Source organism: Sporolactobacillus kofuensis, from assembly GCF_024125425.1.
Taxonomy (GTDB): Bacteria; Bacillota; Bacilli; order Bacillales; family Sporolactobacillaceae; genus Sporolactobacillus; species Sporolactobacillus kofuensis.
Genome location: NZ_JAMXWN010000015.1, coordinates 41905 through 61388, shown reverse-complemented (window position 1 = coordinate 61388; position 19484 = coordinate 41905). Strand labels below are relative to the sequence as shown.

At 43.5% G+C, this 19484-nt stretch carries 20 protein-coding genes, 8 tRNA genes and 2 other annotated features; all 28 genes read left to right on the top strand.

Going from position 1 to position 19484, the window contains the following annotated elements:
* The first annotated feature begins 59 nt into the window (after positions 1 to 59).
* The 28 genes from NIE32_RS12060 to NIE32_RS11925 all read left to right on the top strand — a co-directional run bounded on the left by NIE32_RS12060 (position 60) and on the right by NIE32_RS11925 (position 19369).
* Positions 60 to 132: transfer RNA gene (locus NIE32_RS12060), tRNA-Val, on the top strand.
* A 7-nt stretch (positions 133 to 139) separates the two neighbouring features.
* Positions 140 to 212: transfer RNA gene (locus tag NIE32_RS12055), tRNA-Thr, on the top strand.
* A gap of 12 nt (positions 213 to 224) precedes the next feature.
* Positions 225 to 299, top strand: a tRNA-Lys gene (locus NIE32_RS12050).
* Positions 300 to 314: 15 nt separating this feature from the next.
* A tRNA-Gly gene (locus tag NIE32_RS12045) sits at positions 315 to 389 on the top strand.
* Positions 390 to 398: 9 nt separating this feature from the next.
* A tRNA-Leu gene (locus tag NIE32_RS12040) sits at positions 399 to 487 on the top strand.
* Positions 488 to 500: 13 nt separating this feature from the next.
* Positions 501 to 577, top strand: a tRNA-Arg gene (locus NIE32_RS12035).
* A gap of 4 nt (positions 578 to 581) precedes the next feature.
* Positions 582 to 655 (top strand) — tRNA-Pro (locus tag NIE32_RS12030).
* 81 nt (positions 656 to 736) lie between these two features.
* A tRNA-Ala gene (locus NIE32_RS12025) sits at positions 737 to 809 on the top strand.
* 377 nt (positions 810 to 1186) lie between these two features.
* Entirely contained in the window at positions 1187 to 1645 is a 459-nt protein-coding gene (locus tag NIE32_RS12020) for a CtsR family transcriptional regulator (protein WP_253077139.1), read from the top strand.
* A 363-nt stretch (positions 1646 to 2008) separates the two neighbouring features.
* Positions 2009 to 4459: an ATP-dependent protease ATP-binding subunit ClpC gene (gene clpC, locus NIE32_RS12015; RefSeq protein WP_253077138.1), complete on the top strand. Its 2451-nt coding sequence runs from the start codon at positions 2009 to 2011 to the stop codon at positions 4457 to 4459.
* Between the two features lie 119 nt (positions 4460 to 4578).
* Positions 4579 to 5988 carry a DNA repair protein RadA gene (gene radA, locus NIE32_RS12010; protein ID WP_253077137.1) on the top strand — a complete coding sequence of 470 codons (1410 nt, stop codon included), beginning with the start codon at positions 4579 to 4581 and terminating at the stop codon, positions 5986 to 5988.
* A gap of 115 nt (positions 5989 to 6103) precedes the next feature.
* The gene (locus NIE32_RS12005) at positions 6104 to 7210 is read left to right on the top strand and encodes a PIN/TRAM domain-containing protein (protein WP_253077136.1); all 1107 of its coding nucleotides are present in this window, start codon (positions 6104 to 6106) and stop codon (positions 7208 to 7210) included.
* A 42-nt stretch (positions 7211 to 7252) separates the two neighbouring features.
* Positions 7253 to 7942: a 2-C-methyl-D-erythritol 4-phosphate cytidylyltransferase gene (gene ispD / locus NIE32_RS12000; protein WP_253077135.1), complete on the top strand. Its 690-nt coding sequence runs from the start codon at positions 7253 to 7255 to the stop codon at positions 7940 to 7942.
* 4 nt (positions 7943 to 7946) lie between these two features.
* Positions 7947 to 8429, top strand: a complete 483-nt coding sequence (gene ispF, locus NIE32_RS11995; protein WP_290443608.1) for a 2-C-methyl-D-erythritol 2,4-cyclodiphosphate synthase — start codon at positions 7947 to 7949, stop codon at positions 8427 to 8429.
* A 203-nt stretch (positions 8430 to 8632) separates the two neighbouring features.
* On the top strand, positions 8633 to 10114 hold the full coding sequence (gltX, locus tag NIE32_RS11990; RefSeq protein ID WP_253077144.1) for a glutamate--tRNA ligase: 1482 nt from the start codon (positions 8633 to 8635) through the stop codon (positions 10112 to 10114).
* Between the two features lie 61 nt (positions 10115 to 10175).
* Positions 10176 to 10394 (top strand) — a binding site (T-box leader).
* Positions 10395 to 10506: 112 nt separating this feature from the next.
* A complete protein-coding gene (gene cysE / locus NIE32_RS11985) occupies positions 10507 to 11154 on the top strand; it encodes a serine O-acetyltransferase (protein WP_435594236.1) in 648 nt (215 codons plus the stop codon).
* A 2-nt stretch (positions 11155 to 11156) separates the two neighbouring features.
* A complete protein-coding gene (gene cysS / locus NIE32_RS11980; RefSeq protein ID WP_253077132.1) occupies positions 11157 to 12560 on the top strand; it encodes a cysteine--tRNA ligase in 1404 nt (467 codons plus the stop codon).
* Entirely contained in the window at positions 12557 to 12979 is a 423-nt protein-coding gene (locus NIE32_RS11975; RefSeq protein ID WP_253077131.1) for a Mini-ribonuclease 3, read from the top strand. Before cysS ends, NIE32_RS11975 begins: the two co-directional genes overlap by 4 nt.
* Entirely contained in the window at positions 12979 to 13716 is a 738-nt protein-coding gene (gene rlmB / locus NIE32_RS11970) for a 23S rRNA (guanosine(2251)-2'-O)-methyltransferase RlmB (protein ID WP_253077130.1), read from the top strand. The genes NIE32_RS11975 and rlmB overlap by 1 nt, the downstream gene beginning before the upstream one ends.
* A gap of 6 nt (positions 13717 to 13722) precedes the next feature.
* Positions 13723 to 14229 carry an NYN domain-containing protein gene (locus tag NIE32_RS11965; RefSeq protein ID WP_253077129.1) on the top strand — a complete coding sequence of 169 codons (507 nt, stop codon included), beginning with the start codon at positions 13723 to 13725 and terminating at the stop codon, positions 14227 to 14229.
* 76 nt (positions 14230 to 14305) lie between these two features.
* A complete protein-coding gene (gene sigH, locus NIE32_RS11960; protein ID WP_253077128.1) occupies positions 14306 to 14953 on the top strand; it encodes an RNA polymerase sporulation sigma factor SigH in 648 nt (215 codons plus the stop codon).
* Between the two features lie 333 nt (positions 14954 to 15286).
* Positions 15287 to 15472 (top strand): preprotein translocase subunit SecE, encoded by a 186-nt coding sequence (secE, locus tag NIE32_RS11955; RefSeq protein ID WP_381452739.1) that lies wholly within the window; start codon positions 15287 to 15289, stop codon positions 15470 to 15472.
* 48 nt (positions 15473 to 15520) lie between these two features.
* On the top strand, positions 15521 to 16057 hold the full coding sequence (gene nusG / locus NIE32_RS11950; RefSeq protein ID WP_253077126.1) for a transcription termination/antitermination protein NusG: 537 nt from the start codon (positions 15521 to 15523) through the stop codon (positions 16055 to 16057).
* A gap of 199 nt (positions 16058 to 16256) precedes the next feature.
* The gene (gene rplK, locus NIE32_RS11945; RefSeq protein ID WP_253077125.1) at positions 16257 to 16682 is read left to right on the top strand and encodes a 50S ribosomal protein L11; all 426 of its coding nucleotides are present in this window, start codon (positions 16257 to 16259) and stop codon (positions 16680 to 16682) included.
* A gap of 100 nt (positions 16683 to 16782) precedes the next feature.
* Positions 16783 to 17475: a 50S ribosomal protein L1 gene (rplA, locus tag NIE32_RS11940; RefSeq protein WP_253077124.1), complete on the top strand. Its 693-nt coding sequence runs from the start codon at positions 16783 to 16785 to the stop codon at positions 17473 to 17475.
* Positions 17476 to 17532: 57 nt separating this feature from the next.
* Positions 17533 to 17679 (top strand) — a sequence feature (ribosomal protein L10 leader region).
* 56 nt (positions 17680 to 17735) lie between these two features.
* Positions 17736 to 18239: a 50S ribosomal protein L10 gene (gene rplJ / locus NIE32_RS11935; protein WP_253077123.1), complete on the top strand. Its 504-nt coding sequence runs from the start codon at positions 17736 to 17738 to the stop codon at positions 18237 to 18239.
* 65 nt (positions 18240 to 18304) lie between these two features.
* The gene (gene rplL, locus NIE32_RS11930) at positions 18305 to 18667 is read left to right on the top strand and encodes a 50S ribosomal protein L7/L12 (RefSeq protein WP_253077122.1); all 363 of its coding nucleotides are present in this window, start codon (positions 18305 to 18307) and stop codon (positions 18665 to 18667) included.
* 105 nt (positions 18668 to 18772) lie between these two features.
* The gene (locus NIE32_RS11925; RefSeq protein ID WP_253077121.1) at positions 18773 to 19369 is read left to right on the top strand and encodes a class I SAM-dependent methyltransferase; all 597 of its coding nucleotides are present in this window, start codon (positions 18773 to 18775) and stop codon (positions 19367 to 19369) included.
* The last annotated feature ends 115 nt before the right edge of the window (positions 19370 to 19484 follow it).

Genomic DNA, 19484 nt, shown 5'->3' with positions numbered 1-19484 from the left:
TGTGCCGATGGTAATTGGGGGCTGTCCCCCTGTGAGAGTAGGTCACTGCCAGGCCTTATGGAGGATTAGCTCAGCTGGGAGAGCGTCTGCCTTACAAGCAGAGGGTCATAGGTTCGAGCCCTATATCCTCCATTTTTATGCCGGTCTAGCTCAATTGGTAGAGCAACTGAATCGTAATCAGTAGGTTGGGGGTTCAAGTCCTCTGACCGGCACTTCTTCACTGTGAGCCACTAGCTCAGGGGTAGAGCATCTGACTTTTAATCAGAGGGTCGAAGGTTCAAATCCTTCGTGGCTCACCATTTGTTTATTAATATGCGGAAGTAGTTCAGTGATAGAACATCACCTTGCCATGGTGGGGGTCGCGGGTTTGAATCCCGTCTTCCGCTCCAAATTTATATGCCGGGATGGCGAAATTGGCAGACGCACAGGACTTAAAATCCTGCGGTAGGTGACTACCGTGCCGGTTCAAGTCCGGCTCTCGGCACCATTTTATATTTTTTGCGCCCTTAGCTCAATTGGATAGAGCGTCTGACTACGGATCAGAAGGTTGGGGATTCGACTTCTCTAGGGCGCACCATTATCGGGAAGTGGCTCAGCTTGGTAGAGCACCACGTTCGGGACGTGGGGGTCGCAGGTTCAAATCCTGTCTTCCCGATTGTTATGAAAGAACGGACGGTTTATGCGTTTCAATTTAACGTCCGACGGCGATTGTATCAATCGCGGTACGCATTTAAATGGGGCCTTAGCTCAGCTGGGAGAGCGCCTGCTTTGCACGCAGGAGGTCAGGGGTTCGATCCCCCTAGGCTCCACTTAATCACTATTTTCAGAATTAGCCGGTGGGACTGGCTGTAAGAGCGGTACTTTTGATTAACAATCAAAAGTACCGCTTTTTTTTGAAAAGAAAAAGAAGTATAAAGTTTTTTATGTAAAATGCAGCAATAGTCGATGCTTGCGAGATTGCTCTTGTTGATGGCGTCCTGGCGAGATTTGCGGATATTGGTTGTTCGAGGAGATTCTCAGTGTGCCTACGGCAAGCACGCAATCGAAGCACTTTTGATGTTGTAATCTATGGTGTTCGAAGTAGCTTTGAGAGAGGGAAATTGAAAGCTAGGTTGATTATTTAAACAAAATCGTTCATAATAATTCTATAGTCAAAGTTAGTCAAAGTCAGGGAGAGGGTGCCCCGATGAGGAATATATCCGATATTATTGAAAAATATATAAAAGAAATTCTGGACTCGAGCGATATCATCAAATTAAAGAGAAGCGAATTGGCTGAAAAATTTCAGTGTGTTCCATCGCAGATCAATTATGTGCTAAAGACACGATTTTCAATTGAACGTGGCTATGTTGTTGAAAGTAAACGCGGCGGCGGTGGCTACATTCAAGTAATTAAGGTTCGTCCGGTGACCGATGCCGATCTTATTGATGAGATGATTGGGCTGATTGGGTACAAAGTTACCGAGAACATGGCACAATCAATTATTGTGCATTTACTAGAGGAAGAAGTCATCAGTGAACGAGAAGCACGTTTGATGATTAGCGCAATTGATCATCCTATTCTTAATGTGGATAGCCCACTAAGGGATGAAATGCGTGCGAATATTTTGAAGACAATGCTCAAATCACTTACCTATAGCAGATAACCGATGAACTTTCACTTGTGGGTGCACATCTGCAGAGGCTTCCTCTTGGTAAATGCAGACTTGATTGGCTATAATAAGATATCCCATTAAGTTGGCAATGCATTGAAGGTAAACTGTTTGAGAATTCTCCAACCAGAGATTACTCGATGGAGAAAGAGGATTTGAACAACCTTTTGCCGAATAATATGTATATCGGTCAGTGATTTTTTGATGACAGAAGCACGGGTTTAGGCATTACGCGCATGAATTAAGAAAGATCAAAGAAACCATGCACTGAATAGTTTACAGGTAAAGGTTTTTTTGAAGAAGTATAGATTGACGAAGGCCAGTGAACAGAGACAGCAACTAAAGGAGGCCACCATTATGATGTTTGGACGATTTACAGAACGTGCTCAAAAAGTGCTCGCGCTATCTCAAGAAGAAGCAATGCGTCTCGGGCATAACAATATTGGAACAGAACATATTCTGCTCGGCCTCGTACGTGAAGGCGATGGTATCGCTGCGAAGGCGTTGCTCGCTTTAAATCTGGATCCTGAAAAAATTCAGAAGGAAGTTGAGGCGTTAATTGGTCGCGGTAGTGAAGAAGTGCAAACGCCGCATTATACACCACGCGCCAAACGGGTCATCGAGCTTTCAATGGACGAAGCAAGAAAAATTGGTCACTCATACGTAGGGACAGAACATATTTTGCTGGGCTTGATCCGTGAAGGTGAAGGTGTAGCTGCCCGTGTGTTAAACAATTTAGGAGTCAGTCTTAATAAAGCACGCCAGCAAGTATTGCAACTATTAGGTAGCCATGAAGCGACTTCAAGCAATACTCAAGGAAGAAGTACCTCTCATGCAAGTACACCAACACTGGATAGTCTTGCAAGAGATCTTACGGCTATGGCAAGCGAAGGTGCGCTTGATCCGGTAATCGGACGAAGCAAAGAAATAGAGCGAGTGATCGAAGTGCTTAGCCGGAGAACAAAGAATAATCCGGTTCTGATCGGTGAGCCTGGTGTTGGTAAGACAGCAGTAGCTGAGGGATTAGCACAAGAAATTGTTAATAACGAGGTTCCGGAAATTCTTCGAGACAAGCGGGTCATGACCCTAGATATGGGTACTGTGGTAGCCGGTACGAAATATCGTGGTGAATTTGAAGATCGTCTGAAGAAAGTGATGGATGAAATACGCCAGGCAGGCAATGTCATCTTATTCATTGATGAATTGCACACTTTAATTGGAGCAGGTGGCGCTGAAGGCGCAATTGATGCATCGAATATCCTAAAGCCTTCCCTGTCCCGTGGTGAGCTTCAATGCATTGGTGCAACCACTCTTGATGAATACCGAAAGTACATTGAGAAGGATGCTGCGCTAGAAAGACGTTTTCAGCCAATTAAGGTGAAAGAGCCGACGAAAGAACAATCCGTGCAGATCCTGAAGGGTTTGCGTGATCGCTATGAGGCGCATCACCGCGTAAAAATTACAGATGAAGCGATTGAAGAGGCAGTAAGACTGTCTGATCGTTATATTTCAGATCGCTTTCTTCCAGATAAAGCGATTGATTTGATCGACGAAGCAGCGTCTAAAGTACGCCTGCGTTCGTATACCGCTCCGCCAAATCTGAAAGAACTAGAACAGAGATTGGAAACGGTAAAGAAGGAGAAGGATGCAGCTGTTCAAAGCCAAGAATTCGAAAAAGCGGCTTCACTCCGTGATCATGAACAGAAGCTAAAAGAACAAGTTGATGTTTGCAAGAAAGAATGGAAAGAAAAGCAAGGCAAGGAAAACACGCAAGTATTGCCTGATGATGTCGCGCTCGTTGTTGCAAACTGGACCGGAGTACCAGTTGTAAAGCTTGAACAAAAAGAAAGTGAACGGCTGCTGAACATGGAAAATGTTCTTCATGAACGCGTTGTCGGCCAGAACGAAGCCATTGATGCGATTTCACATGCTATTCGCAGAGCTCGCGCTGGTTTGAAAGATCCGAAACGTCCGATTGGGTCCTTTATTTTTCTTGGACCGACGGGAGTTGGTAAAACAGAACTTGCAAGAGCAGTTGCAGAAACCTTATTTGGTGACGAAGAAGCGATTATCCGTATCGACATGTCGGAGTACATGGAGAAACATACGACATCACGATTGGTTGGCTCACCTCCTGGATATGTTGGTCATGAAGAAGGCGGACAGCTGACGGAAAAAGTACGGCAGAAACCCTATTCGGTGATTCTGTTTGATGAAATTGAAAAAGCACATCCGGATGTATTTAACATTCTGCTTCAAGTCCTTGATGATGGCCGATTGACGGACTCGAAAGGAAGAACAGTAGATTTCCGTAACACCGCAATTATTATGACTTCCAATGTTGGTGCCAGTCAGCTCAAAAAGAATAAGTACGTCGGTTTTTCTGTTGGAGAAGAAGGTCATGAGTACAAGGAAATGAAGGAAAAGGTGATGGGTGAATTAAAACGCGCGTTCCGTCCTGAATTTCTGAACCGAATTGATGAAATCATCGTCTTCCACGAATTGAAAAAAGAACAGTTGAAAGAGATTGTTTCCTTACTTGCTGATCAACTTAAAAATCGTTTGTCAAATCAGGGGATCGTTATCGAATTGACCGATGCGGCGAAATTGCAAATCGTTGAAGAAGGTTATGATCCTGAGTACGGAGCGAGACCGCTCCGCCGTGCATTACAACGTCGTGTTGAAGACAAATTGTCGGAAGAACTGTTAAAAGGCAATATTAAAAAGGGTACGAATGTTGTGATCGACTACAGTAATGGAGAATACACAGTCAATCAGCAGACGGAAGAGGCAGTTGCAAAGCCATAATTCGTGAACAGTTTCCGGATTTGAATGACTGTTTAGAAGCCAAAGTTTTCTTAAGCCTTGGCTTCTTTGCTTATTTACTTGCATATTTACCAAAGAAAAGGTAATGGGTCGGTGATCAGATGGCAAAAAAAAAGACTGTATTTGTATGTCAGGAATGTGGCTATGAAAGCCCAAAATGGATGGGACGTTGTCCCGGCTGTCAGAATTGGAACACATTAGTAGAAGAAACCATTCGCCCGCCGGTGCCATCGTCGGGATTAAGTGCTGCACCAGTAAGTAAGCCGTCCCGTCTCTCAGAAGTTTTAATTGAGGAAGAGCCAAGAATAAAGACAGAGATGGCGGAACTGAACCGAGTTCTTGGTGGAGGTGTTGTACCTGCCTCCTTGACACTTGTAGGCGGTGACCCAGGGATTGGAAAATCGACATTGCTGCTTCAAACCTCTGATCAGCTTGCTCGAGGCGGGCATAGAGTGCTATATATCTCAGGCGAAGAGTCTGTACGCCAAACAAAGATGAGAGCAACGCGGCTAGGAGTCTCTTCCGATGCACTGTATGTACTGGCAGAAACGGATATTCGACAGATCGAAAGCCATATAGAAGATGTGAACCCCGAAATCATGATTATCGATTCGATTCAGACCATCTACAATTCAGATCTCTCCTCTGCACCCGGAAGCATTTCTCAAGTTAAAGAATGTACGGCATCTCTATTGCGGCTCGCCAAGCAACAAGGGATCGCAATTTTTATCGTAGGGCATGTAACCAAAAATGGTGCTCTTGCTGGTCCAAGAACGCTTGAGCATATGGTTGATACTGTATTATATTTTGAAGGCGAGCGCCATCATACTTTTCGTATCCTTAGGGCGGTTAAAAACCGCTTTGGTTCTACGAATGAAATGGGTGTGTTTGAAATGAAGGAGGAAGGGCTCTCGGAGGTAGCCAATCCATCGGAAATCTTCCTCCAAGAAAGAGCAAAAGGGGCAGCCGGTTCTGCAATTGCAGCCTCTATTGAGGGCACAAGACCCCTCTTGGTTGAAGTTCAGGCACTAGTGACGCCGACAAGTTTCGGAAATCCCCGCCGTATGGCAGCTGGCTTAGATAACCATCGAGTGTCTCTTCTTATGGCAGTGTTAGAAAAACGGGTAGGCCTATTACTCCAAAACCAGGATGCATACGTAAATGTTGCTGGAGGAGTGAAATTGGATGAACCGGCTGTTGACTTAGCGAGTGCGATCAGTATTGCCTCGAGTTTTAATAATCGCCCGACAAGAATTACAGATGTGTTTATTGGTGAAATTGGCTTGACTGGAGAGGTACGAAGGGTTTCTCGAATCGAACAGCGCGTGAATGAAGCCTACAAACTTGGTTTTACACGGATTTTTGTACCCGAAAAGAACTTAGGTGGATGGACACCACCAGAAGGTGTTGCATTAATTGGGATTGAATCATTAGCGCAGGCGATACAGCTTGCTCTTGGCGCTGAAAAAGAAGAAGTGCCCAAACCTGAATTCTACCCTTCCGATTTGTAAATCAGGTGAAAAAAAGACGAGATTGAGTAAAAATTATGAAAAAAGGAACATAATGGCAGAAAATAAGTTTTGATTTTGTCATTTTGTCTATAATGTTTTGAGGAGGTGATTGGAAATGATAAAACGAGTTCTCCAGCTATTCTTCATAATAATTGGCGGTACGCTAGGTTTTGTCTATATACCAAAAATAATTTTGCTTTTAAATCTAGGAAGTGGAATTCCGGATTGGATCGATTCTCCGTTTGTCGGCATGGTGGTTGGTGCGGTCATCATGGCATTTTTATCTTTTTGGTTTGTGGACTCATTAGTAAATGTAATCAAAACTTTTGAAGACAAAATAATAAAGGCACCGATTACAGATGTCGTGTTCGGTTCGATAGGATTAGTCTTTGGCTTACTAGTCTCGTTCCTAATCCAGATTCCGCTTGCGAGCCTGCCTATAGCTGGAATAAGCACAGTACTACCGATTTTTATTTACATCTTCTTAGGCTATTTCTTTTTCCAAGTTGGTTTTAAAAAGCGAGATGAACTGATCGGTCTGTTTCGTCTACCGTCAAGATCGAGAGAGCGAAAAAAGGATTTACGACCTGAGATCGCTCAAGTGGGCGACTATATTCCATATAAGATCTTTGATACGAGTGTGATTATTGATGGCCGGATTGCGGATATTTGTCAAACAAAATTTCTTGAAGGCACTATGGTCATTCCGCACTTTGTCCTTGAAGAGCTGCAGCACATTGCCGATTCTTCAGATGTATTGAAGAGAAACCGTGGACGACGAGGTTTGGACATCTTAAATAAAATTCAGAAGGACCACTCGATCCATGTTGATCTTTATGAAGGTGACTATGATGATATCACTGAGGTGGACAGCAAACTCGTGCGACTCGCCAAAGAAATTGGTGGTATTGTCGTCACCAATGATTTTAATTTAAACAAAGTGTGTGAATTTCAGAAGGTTCCGGTCCTGAATATTAATGATCTCGCAAATGCAGTGAAACCAGTTGTTCTTCCAGGTGAAGAACTGCGTGTTCAAGTGATTAAAGATGGAAAAGAACAAAATCAAGGGGTCGGGTATCTTGACGATGGGACAATGATTGTGGTAGAAGAAGGACATAGGTATATAGGCAAAACGATTGATGTGATCATTACCAGTGTTTTGCAGACATCTGCGGGCCGAATGATTTTTGCCAAGCCTAAATTGCTTGAGAAGGCGCTGTAATGTTAGAAACATACCGCCTTTGAGTTCGGAGGCCATATTAAGATGGACTATCAAGTGGTCGTCCTCGCCGCGGGTCAAGGACGGCGGATGGGCACCGGAGGAAATAAAGTATTGCTGGATTTAGCGGGCGATCCGGTTATTATTCATACGTTAAGAGTTTTTGAAACAGACCCGTCTTGCACCGGCATTGTTCTTGTTATTCGTAAAGATGAGCGGGAGCAGTTCCTTAACTTGATTGAAGGTTACCATCTGAAAAAAGTGCGGAAATTCGTTGAAGGTGGAAAAGAACGTCAGGAGAGCGTTCGGTACGGACTTGCGGCTATTGAAACAGATCAAAAGAGTACTGTTCTGATCCACGACGGTGCGCGTCCCTTTGTTACTCGTCAAGGTATTACGCGAGTAGCAGAGGCTGCAGCAGAGTATGGGGCAGCGCTCCTAGCCGTTCCTGTCAAAGACACCATTAAAGAAGCCACTCATTTTTCAGTTAAACGAACATTAGAGCGAAAAAGCTTGTGGGCTGCACAAACCCCACAGGCTTTTCGATTGTCGGTGATCCGCCGCGCACATCAAGAAAGTGTCGAAACGCATTTCGTGGGCACTGACGATGCGTCACTGGTCGAACAGATGGGGGTACCGGTGAAAATTGTTGAAGGAAGCTACCGCAACATCAAGTTGACAACCCCTGAGGATTTAGTCATTGCGCAAATATTTTTGGAGAGAGAGGAGGAATAAATTGATGAGAATAGGTCATGGTTTTGATGTGCATCAATTCGCGGAGAATCGTAAATTAATTATTGGCGGCGTCACCATTCCTTATGATCTGGGTTTGGTTGGCCACTCCGATGCGGATGTACTGCTTCATGCGATTAGTGATGCATTATTAGGTGCTGTGGCTGAAGGAGATATCGGAAAGCACTTTCCGGATACGGACCAGACTTATAAAGATGCAGATTCTAAGAAACTTCTTGAAGAAGTTGTGGCCATTGTCCGATCTAAAGGATACGAAATCAGTAATGTTGACAGTGTAGTGATTGCACAGAAACCAAAACTTGCACCTTATATTTCGGATATGTGTCAAACCATTGCCGCTATTCTGCAAATTGACACAGGACAGGTGAACGTAAAAGCAACAACCACTGAAAAACTGGGCTTTACAGGCCGAGGAGAAGGTGTTGCTGCAGAAGCGATCTGTTTGTTGGAAAAAGTAGAAGAAGGTTGAGTTTTGAACGAGTACACTTTCGAACATGGTGGATTTGGTGTTGCGTACGAACGGTGACATTCTTTGCGGACGCTCTAATATGTAGAAAAGGCCATGTTTCGTTAAAATCGGACAATTTCTCATTGCTTTTCCCGTATTTTGTTGAACATCCTTTATGAAGAACGTGCTAAAATAAGAAGGAATAACAGAAAGTGGTGAATGCGTTGACAGAAGAAGTCAGGGTACGTTATGCGCCGAGTCCAACAGGTTTTCTGCACATCGGGAATGCGCGTACTGCAATCTTTAATTATTTATTTGCTCGTCATGCAGGCGGCAAGTTTATTATTCGTATTGAGGATACCGACCAGAAACGTAATGTCGAAGGCGGCGAAGAAAGCCAGCTGAAATTTCTAAAATGGCTTGGGCTTGAATGGGATGAAAGTGTGGATGTTGGCGGCGAATATGGCCCATATCGCCAGATGGAGCGTCTGGACATTTACAAAAAATATTGGCAAGAATTGCTGGACAAAGGGCTTGCTTATAAGTGCTACTGCACTCCGGAAGAACTTAAGGCAGAACGTGAAGAACAGATGGCAAATGGCCAAACACCTGGCTATTCAGGTAAATGCCGGCACCTGACGAACGAACAAAAAGCACAGTTCGAAGCTGAAGGAAGAAAGCCAACGATACGTTTTCGTATTCCTGGCGATCAGAAAATTGAATTTGACGATATTGTTAAAGGCCATGTAGCCTTTGACTCGAACGACGTCAGTGATTTTGTGATCGTCAAGCAGAATGGTGTGCCGACCTACAATTTTGCGGTTGTTGTCGACGACCATCTGATGAAAATGACCCATGTTCTTCGCGGTGAGGAGCATATTTCAAATACTCCGAAACAAATTTTATTATTCCGTGCTTTCGGCTGGGAGCCTCCTGTATTCGGTCATATGACACTGATTGTCAATGAACAACATAAAAAGTTAAGTAAACGCGACAACAGCATTGTTCAGTTTATTGAACAATACAAGAACATGGGCTTTCTGCCTGAAGCGCTTTTTAACTTTATTACATTGCTTGGTTGGTCACCAAAAGGTGAGGAAGAGATCTTTTCGCGTGATGAATTCATCAAACTTTTCGATGCAAATCGATTAAGCAAATCTCCGGCGATGTTCGATAAATCCAAGCTGGAATGGATGAATGGCCAGTATATCAAGAAGCTGTCTAAAGAAGACTATGCCGAACTGACCTTGCCTTATATGATTGATGCTGGACTCATTCCGGCCGAAATGACCGATAAGGAACGCGACTGGGCGACTCGAGTTGTCCTTCTGTATCAAGAGCAATTGCATTTTGGTGCGGATATTGTCAATTTATGCGACATGTTCTTTAATAAGGACATTGAGAAGAAAGAATTAACGACAGACGAACAAAAAATTCTTGATGGTGAAGGCGTACATGATGTACTTGCTGTGTTCGATCGTGAACTGAAAAGTTTGCCTGAGTGGACAGCCGAAGCCATTGCACCTAAAATAAAGGTAACTCAGAAAGAAACGAAACAACGCGGATGGAAGTTGTACATGCCGATTCGTGTCATTGCTACAGGATCGCAGCATGGACCTGAACTTCCGGAAGCTTTGGAACTGCTCGGCAGAGATCTGGTACTGAAAAGACTTGATCACTATCTGTCCACACAGCCAACAGTTTGATTTCTTGGAGCTGAATGACCGTTATGTAGTAGCTCTTTAAGTAGCTGAGCATAATGTGTAATGGAAAACGATGAAGAGGTTGAAGTAGGCGTTCGTGTTTCTCAGACAGAGAGGGTGGTCGTTTGGTTGAGAGCCACCTGGGAAATTGAATGGCTGAATTGCCCCTCTGAGTTTATCGCTGAACGAAGACCAGTAGGCGAAAACGGTAGCCACCGTTATCGGCAATGAGTGGAGATTTTTCTCAAGCAAAGTGGAACCGCGTCGATGAGGCGTCTTTGTGTCTGACGACATAAAGACGTCTTTTTAATATAAGAAATTAGGTGAATGATGCCGCAGAAATGGGAAAGTCAAGGCGGCATGATGAAAGAAGGAGGCCAACTTCTGTGCCAAGCATTATCGCAGAAGATCTAAATAATGTGTTTGATCAAGACCCTGCGGCAAGAAGTAAGTGGGAAGTCATTATGACTTACTCAGGTCTGCACGCCATTTGGTCGCATCGACTTGCCCATTGGCTATGGGAGAGAAAAAGATATTTCCTTGCCCGCTGTTTGTCACAGCTTTCACGCCATTTTACAGGCATCGAAATTCATCCGGGTGCCCAGATTGGCAGACGCTTTTTTATGGATCATGGGATGGGCATCGTGATTGGGGAAACTTGTGAAATTGGTGATGATGTGACTTTGTTTCAGGGTGTAACACTTGGCGGTACCGGTAAAGAGAAGGGAAAACGGCATCCCACAGTAGGAAATGATGTGTTAATATCCGCCGGTGCAAAAGTACTGGGATCGATTATGATTGGTGATCATTCTAAGATTGGTGCCGGCTCCGTTGTCCTTCATGATGTCCCTTCCGACTCGACAGTAGTCGGTATTCCCGGACGCGTCGTTCGCCAAAATGGTATTAAAGTGCATCATCATGACTTGAATCATGCGGATCTACCGGATCCAGTTGCAGAAAAAATGAATGAATTAACGCGGCAAATCAAGACGTTACAATCAGAAATTCAGGAATTGAAAAATACGATAAAAGATAAGGAGTGAACATGATGGGATTAAAGGTGTATAACACCCTAACACGGAAAAAAGAACCTTTTACACCAATTGAAGACGGAAAAGTACGGATGTACGTGTGCGGGCCAACCGTCTATAACTATATCCATATTGGAAACGCACGTCCGGCTGTCGTATTCGACACGGTTCGCAGATACTTTGAGTATCGTGGGTACACGGTGAACTATGTGTCTAATTTTACAGATGTTGATGATCGACTCATTAATGCGTCAAAAGAACGTCATCTTTCGGTGCCGGAAATTGCCGATCAATTTATTAAAGCCTATCAGGAAGATACAAGTGCGCTTAATGTGAAAACAGCCACGGTGCATCCGAGAGCAACGGAAACCATGCCTGAGATTATTACATTTATCCGCAAACTCGTTGACGCCGGCTTTGCTTACGAATCAGATGGTGATGTCTATTTCAGAACCCGTAAATTTAAGGACTATGGGAAATTGTCTCATCAGTCTATTGATGATCTGAAAGCCGGGGCTCGAATTGAAATTGGAGAGAGTAAGGAAGATCCTCTCGACTTTGCTTTGTGGAAAGCCGCAAAACCAGGCGAGATTAAATGGGAAAGCCCATGGGGTGAGGGTAGACCTGGTTGGCACATTGAATGCTCGGCAATGGTTGAGAAATATTTAGGTGATACGATCGATATTCATGCGGGTGGCACCGATTTAACATTTCCACACCATGAAAACGAAATCGCGCAGTCTGAAGCTTTGCATCACCAGACGATGGCACATTATTGGCTGCATAATGGTCATATCCAGATCAATCATGAAAAAATGTCGAAATCAATTGGCAATGTCATTCTGGTTCATGACCTCGTTAAAAAGTTTGATCCTCAAGTGGTTCGCTTTTTTATCTTATCTGTTCAGTATCGTCATCCGATTAATTTTAGCGATGAGCTGCTTAATGATGCGGTGCAGGCATTCGGACGTTTAAAGACAACGCATTATAATCTTAGTCACCGCTTGAAGGACGCAGATCAATCGTTAACAATCAATGCGCAACGTGTCGAAAATTATCGAAAATCATTTATTGAAGCTATGGATGATGACTTTAACACCGCAAATGCGATCGCCGTTCTGTTTGATAGTGCTCGGGATGCGAACATTGCACTCCAGGAGGAACAAACTTCAGAAGCTGACCTCGCTGCTTATTTGCATATCTTGACGGAGCTTGCTGATGTACTTGGCTTGAAACTTGAAGATGATTCAGAAAGTATATTAGATAATGAAGTAGAGGCGTTGATTCAGAAGCGTGAAAAGGCTCGGAAAAGCAGAGATTTTGCTGTTGCAGACAGCATTCGCGATCAATTAAAAGCGGCGGGAATTATCCTTGAGGATACCGCTCAGGGTGTTCGCTGGAAAAGAGGGCAGGAATGAAAATGAACGGAATAGATACAGACCCGAATCTACTCAATAGCCTTGCACTCGCTTATATGGGTGATGCGGTGATTGAAGTGTATGTTCGCCAAGCGATTGTCTCTTCTTCAGGGATCACAAAGCCTCATGCACTGCATGTCCAAGCTGTAGACTATGTATCTGCAAAAGCACAGTCCCGGTTCTTGCATGAGCTTATGGATGAAGATTTCCTAACTGAAGAGGAACTTAGTGTTGTTCGAAGAGGACGCAATGCAAAATCACATTCCGTTCCACGAAACACCGACGTGCAGACCTATAATTTTAGTACTGGTTTTGAAGCTTTGATTGGCACCTTATTTTTAATGGGAAAACAGCAGAGGATTGATGAGATTATGGAGAAAATGTTTCTCAATCATCCGATCGAAAGGAGTGGACGTTAATGAGTGATGAATGGATCGTTGGAAGACATCCCGTTGCAGAAGCCATTCGCTCGGGCAGAGAGATCAATAAGGTATGGCTGAATAAAGAAGGGCGCGGATTAGGTGATTTACTGGATCTGATTAAATCCAACGGGATTGCCGTTCAATTTGTGCCAAAACAAAAGCTGGATCAATTGTCCAAATCTGCACAGCATCAGGGAGTGGTTGCCTCTATTGCAGCTTACCGTTATGCAGAACTGGATGACCTTTTTGCGCTCGCCAAACAGCGGGGCGAAACACCTTTTTTTATGATGCTGGATAATGTCGAAGATCCTCATAATTTGGGGTCTATTTTAAGAACAGCCGATGCGTCTGGCTGTCACGGTGTCATCATTCCAAAGAGACGTTCTGTTGGCTTAACATCTGTTGTCGCAAAGGCGTCAACCGGAGCCATCGAGTACGTCCCGGTTGCCCGTGTATCTAATTTGGCGAGTACCATGGACAGTCTTAAAAAACAAGGAATCTGGTTTGCGGGAACCGCAGCAGATGGAAGTGAAGATTATCGTGTGGCTGATTATTCGATGCCGCTTTGTCTTGTCATCGGGAATGAAGGTGCAGGCATGTCGCAATTGGTCAGAAAAAAATGTGATTTTCTCATCAGTCTACCCATGCGCGGGAAAGTAACATCACTGAATGCATCGGTGGCTGCGAGCCTACTGATGTACGAGGTACTCAGGCACCGAGAAAAGCAAGGGTGACGCCTCATGAACGATATTCTGATTGTTGATGGCTACAACGTGATTGGTGCTTGGACAGAACTAAAAGCACTCCAGAATAGTGATTTTGAACGTGCACGCGATTTGCTGGTTGATAAACTCTCAGAGTATCAAGCGGTGACCGGCTGGCAGGTCATTCTGATCTTTGATGCTTATTTGATTCCTGGAAAGGAAACGAAAACCAAAAAATCAAAGATTGAAGTCATTTACACGAAAAAGAGTGAGAAAGCAGATCAGAAAATCGAAGGATTAATTAGAAAGTTGCAGAATGTGAAGACACGTATTCATGTTGCAACCTCTGACATGGCGGAACAATGGGCCGTTTTTTCCCAAGGAGCGTTACGAAAACCATCTCGAGAACTCATAGAGGAAATTGGCGAAATTGAGCGAGAAATAAAGAAAAGTACAACAAACGGTCAAATGACTCAAAAAGTAAAAATCGAACTCGACGAAGCGACGCGCAAGAAATTGGAACAAATGAGAAGAGGATTTTGAATTTTCTTGACGATTTAAAAAACGGTAATGTATAATGTGTTAACAAAAAGCATCATTGTTCTCGGGGGGATTAAAGATGAGTGATGATCCAGTTAAGGCAAATGTAGCATTTGTTGCATTAGATGACGCAGAAATATTGAAAGCGGTTCATGAAGGGGATAACCAAGCCTTAGAGTTTCTCATTTTTAAATACAAGAACTTTGTTCGTGCCAAAGCCAAAGCGTATTTTTTGGTTGGGGCGGATCGGGAAGATATTATCCAGGAAGGCATGATCGGACTTTTTAAAGCGATTCGCGATTATAGAGGGGACAAGCTTGCCTCGTTTAAAGCGTTCGCAGAATTGTGCATCACACGACAAATGATTACTGCCGTTAAGACTGCAACCCGACAGAAGCATATTCCGTTAAATTCCTATGTATCTCTAGATAAACCGATTTATGACGAAGAATCCGAACGTACATTGATGGACGTTGTTTGTGAAACACAGTCAACAGACCCAGAACAGATGCTAATTAATCGAGAAGAGTACGACGATATTGAGGAAAAGCTTTCCCGTGTGCTTAGTGATTTAGAACGTAAAGTACTGAGGCAATACCTTGATGGACGGACGTATCAGGAAATTTCTGTTGATTTGAAACGTCATGTAAAATCAATTGATAATGCGCTTCAGCGTGTGAAAAGAAAGCTTGAACATTGCATGCATCTAAGAGAATTTAGTATATAATCTGCGGACCCCCTGTCACTAGGCCTGTTATTGACACGATATTCGGCTTGTGTTAGAGTGTAAGCAGTATATGACGAACAATAAGAGAGGCGTATTTTCGCCTTTCTTTTCTTTACTTGCAAAAAATGAGAGCAGTTTCAGCATGCATTTGTTATAGGCAGAGATGAACTGGCGTGATTGTTTCTCCTGGGCGACAGAAAATGCAAGTGGGCATCCGAGAGTAAGAATTAGGACGAGTCATGCCAGGCCTATTTTTATAAATGGCAAGGCATATACGACGCAATAGAAACCGAAATAAACTCACTAGCGGAGGGAATACCTATGGCTGGCCTAATCAAAGGGACCGGAAAATTTTTCCAAGACATTGTTACTGAATCAAAAAAAATCACATGGCCGACACGCAAGGAATTGTTGAAGTATACCGTTACGGTCATTGTTACGGTTGTATTCCTGGCGCTCTTTTTTGTTGTTATTGATCTGGGAATCTCTCAGCTTCTGCACGTGATCACAAATCAATGATTGAACTTCTCGTGAACGCGCGAATCAATCATTTGGAGGAAGAAAGATATGGAAAAGAACTGGTATGTTGTTCACACATACTCGGGTTATGAAAACAAAGTAAAGACGAACCTAGAAAAAAGAGTTGAATCGATGGGTATGGCGGATAAAATTTTCCGCATTTTGGTGCCTATGGAAGAAGAAACTGAAATTAAGAACGGTCAGAAGAAAACGGCAATGCGTAAGGTTTTCCCAGGCTATGTACTCACTGAAATGATTATGACTGATGATTCTTGGTATGTGGTACGCAATACCCCGGGTGTAACCGGGTTTGTTGGTTCTACAGGTGCGGGATCAAAACCAACACCACTTCTTCCTGAAGAAGTTGATGCCATTTTGAAACAAATGGGCTTGAAAGACCGAATCAGCGATCTTAACTTTGAATTAAAGGAACAAGTTAAAGTGAATGAAGGACCATTTGCTGACTTCATCGGAAGTGTGGAAAGTATTGACGAAGAAAAAAGTAAGTTGAAGGTTCATGTCAATATGTTTGGCCGTGAAACGCCGATTGAACTTGATTTTAATCAAGTCAAAAAGTTAGATTGAGTGAACATTAGCAAATAGGTCAAGAAAGTTGCTTGACTAAACCTTGCAATTTGTGTCTGCCGATTGTATAATCTTGATGTTTGTATGATTTTATTCTGATCTCACCATCGCAAGACACAAGAAGGAAACAAGCCATAGAGGTAATGTAGGAGTGGGAGGGGAAGACCCGTACCACAAATTGTTGTAGGGAGGTGCTCTCATGGCAAAGAAAGTAATCAAGCTAGTTAAGCTGCAGATTCCAGCAGGGAAAGCAAATCCGGCTCCGCCAGTTGGTCCGGCATTGGGCCAGGCGGGCGTTAACATTATGGGCTTTTGTAAAGAATTCAACGCTCGGACATCCGACCAGGCAGGTCTGATCATTCCGGTTGTTATTACTGTTTATGAAGACCGTTCGTTTACGTTCATCACTAAGACACCACCGGCTGCTGTTCTGCTTAAGAAAGAAGCCGGAATCCAATCCGGTTCAGGTACGCCGAACACAAAGAAAGTAGCGACAATCAAACGTGACAAAGTACGTGCGATTGCTGAACTGAAAATGCCAGATCTTAATGCGGCAAACGTTGAATCCGCAATGCGCATGGTTGAAGGAACTGCGCGCAGCATGGGTATCGTTGTCGAAGACTGATCGGGTACAGTGCGAATAGGGTGAGACTTATTCGTGCCTTTTGTTTATGGTTGGTGGGAGGTCATATACAAACCGTTAATACCACGAAGGAGGATTTCAAATGGCTAAAAGAGGTAAAAAGTATCAAGAACAAGCGAAAGTGGTTGACCGTTCAAAAGCATACGGCATTGAAGAAGCTGTTAGCTTAGTGAAGAAAATCGCTTCTGCTGGTTTCGATGAATCCGTCGATGTTGCTGTTCGTTTAGGCGTGGATACACGTAAAAACGATCAACAGGTCCGCGGTGCTGTTGTACTGCCAAACGGTACAGGTAAAACGCAACGTGTTCTTGTATTCGCCAAAGGTGAAAAAGCGAAGGAAGCGGAAGCTGCTGGAGCAGATTACGTTGGCGAAGCTGAACTTGTAGAAAAAATTAACGGCGGTTGGTTTGACTTTGACGTCGTTGTCGCAACACCGGATATGATGGCACAGGTTGGTCGTCTTGGCCGTGTACTCGGACCAAAAGGCTTAATGCCAAACCCAAAAACAGGTACGGTAACCTTTGACGTTGAAAAAGCAGTTAAAGAAATCAAAGCTGGTAAAGTTGAATACCGTGCTCAAAAAGACGGCAATGTTCATGTGCCGATCGGTAAGGTTTCTTTTGAAGATGAAAAACTGGTTGAAAACTTCAAAGTGTTAATTGAAACACTTGTGAAAGTTAAGCCGGCAGCTGCTAAGGGTACGTACATGAAGAATATTGCCATTTCTTCAACGATGGGCCCTGGCGTGAAGATCTCAACTGCTTCCGTAAAATAAAACAATTCGAGTTGCTGGGTTGACAGACTACAGCAAACTCAATATAATGTTTTATGTTGTGAATTAAATGATTAGCCGTAGACAGCAGGGGCATGGTACATGCTTAATTCATCCCAGCCGAGGTTTAGCAAGTTCTTGATAACTTTTTTGTTTGATAGATAGCGCCCTCGTGTCTTCCGGACAGAGGGCTTTTTTGATGGACCGAAAAGTGGGGGCAATACTGATACGGATTAATTTTGTATGAGGAGGTGCGAAGAACCATGAGTAATGAAAAAGTTCTCGAAGAAAAAAAGAAAATTGTTGATGAAATTGCCGGAAAACTAAAGGATAGTGTGGCAACAATCGTTGTTAACTATCGTGGTCTTTCCGTTGCAGAAGTCACAGAACTCCGCAAACAATTGAGAGAAGCAAACGTGGACTATAAGGTATATAAGAACACCTTTGCCCGCCGCGCGACAGCAATTGCTGGACTTTCTGAACTTGATGATGCTCTGAAGGGACCGACAGCCGTTTCCTTCAGTAATGACGACGTCATTGCACCGGCAAAAGTACTGTATAACTTTGCTAAGGAACATGAAGCTCTTGAAATTAAAGCCGGTGTCATCGAAGGTAAGTTGACTTCCGTTGACGAAATTAAGGCTCTTGCCGAACTGCCATCCAGAGAAGGACTTCTTTCGATGCTGGCCAATGTTCTGCAGGCACCAATCCGCAACTTCGCTTTGGGTGTCAAAGCCGTTGCCGAAAAGAAAGAACAAGAAGCATAATTTTAAGCAAATCATTTAAAAAGGTTTGTTAAAAACTAAATGAATACTGAGGAGGATTATTGACAATGACTAAAGAAGAAATCATTGGCGCTATTAAAGAAATGTCCGTTCTTGAATTGAACGATCTCGTTAAAGCAATCGAAGATGAATTTGGTGTAACGGCAGCAGCTCAGGTTGCTGTTCAAGCAGGTGCAGGTGCCGCTGCAGCTGAAGAACAATCCGAATTTGATGTTATCCTTGCCGATGCAGGTGCTCAAAAGATCAAGGTTATCAAAGTTGTCCGTGAAATCACAGGTCTTGGCCTGAAAGATGCAAAGGCATTAGTTGACGGAGCTCCAAGCCCTGTAAAAGAAGGCGCTGCTAAAGAAGAAGCCGAAGAAATTAAAGGCAAACTTGAAGAAGTTGGCGCAAAAATAGAACTGAAATAAGTTCTTGAAAAGGCCCGCGCTTGCGCGGGCCTTTTCTTTTTCTTAACGTGTTCTAGGCTGCCATGAAACATGTAAGAAAATAGAATTTCAGAGGGAGTGAAAGCCATGAATGAGCATTATTATTCAGAACACCCCCATGTTGAGAGTGATCCTCAACTTTTGAAAGCGACATTGCGTAACTTTGATTTGACATTTACAACAGATGCGGGTGTTTTTTCAAAACGTGCCATTGACTTTGGATCCAAATTACTTATTGAAACAGTTCGTGAACCGTCAATATCAGGCGACTTGCTGGATATGGGTTGCGGCTATGGACCGATCGGAATTACACTGGCGAAAGCTTTTCCGGAGCGAAAGGTCACAATGGTTGATATCAACGAACGTGCGGTAGCTTTGGCAAAGAAGAACGCCGTTGAAAATCAAGTGAAGCCGACTGTGCTGCAGAGTTCTTTGTTTGATCAAGTGTCTGGTGATTACGCTGCCATAATCACGAATCCGCCAATTCGTGCAGGGAAACACGTCGTTCATCAAATTTTTACGGATGCATATCGCTTTTTGAAAGCACAAGGGGAACTTTGGGTAGTCATTCAAAAGAAACAAGGCGCACCTTCAGCTCTGAAAATGTTGCAGACATTATATGGCCACGTGGATATCGCTGCAAAGAAAAAAGGATATTTTATTTTTTGTGCAAGAAAAGATTGACAATGAATATTGTCTATGATATTATGTCTTAATGCTAACATTGGTCTATTTGTAGGTATAGGGATCCCTAATTTTGGGAAAACTAATCAAATAATTTTTGGACTGCGGTAAGCTC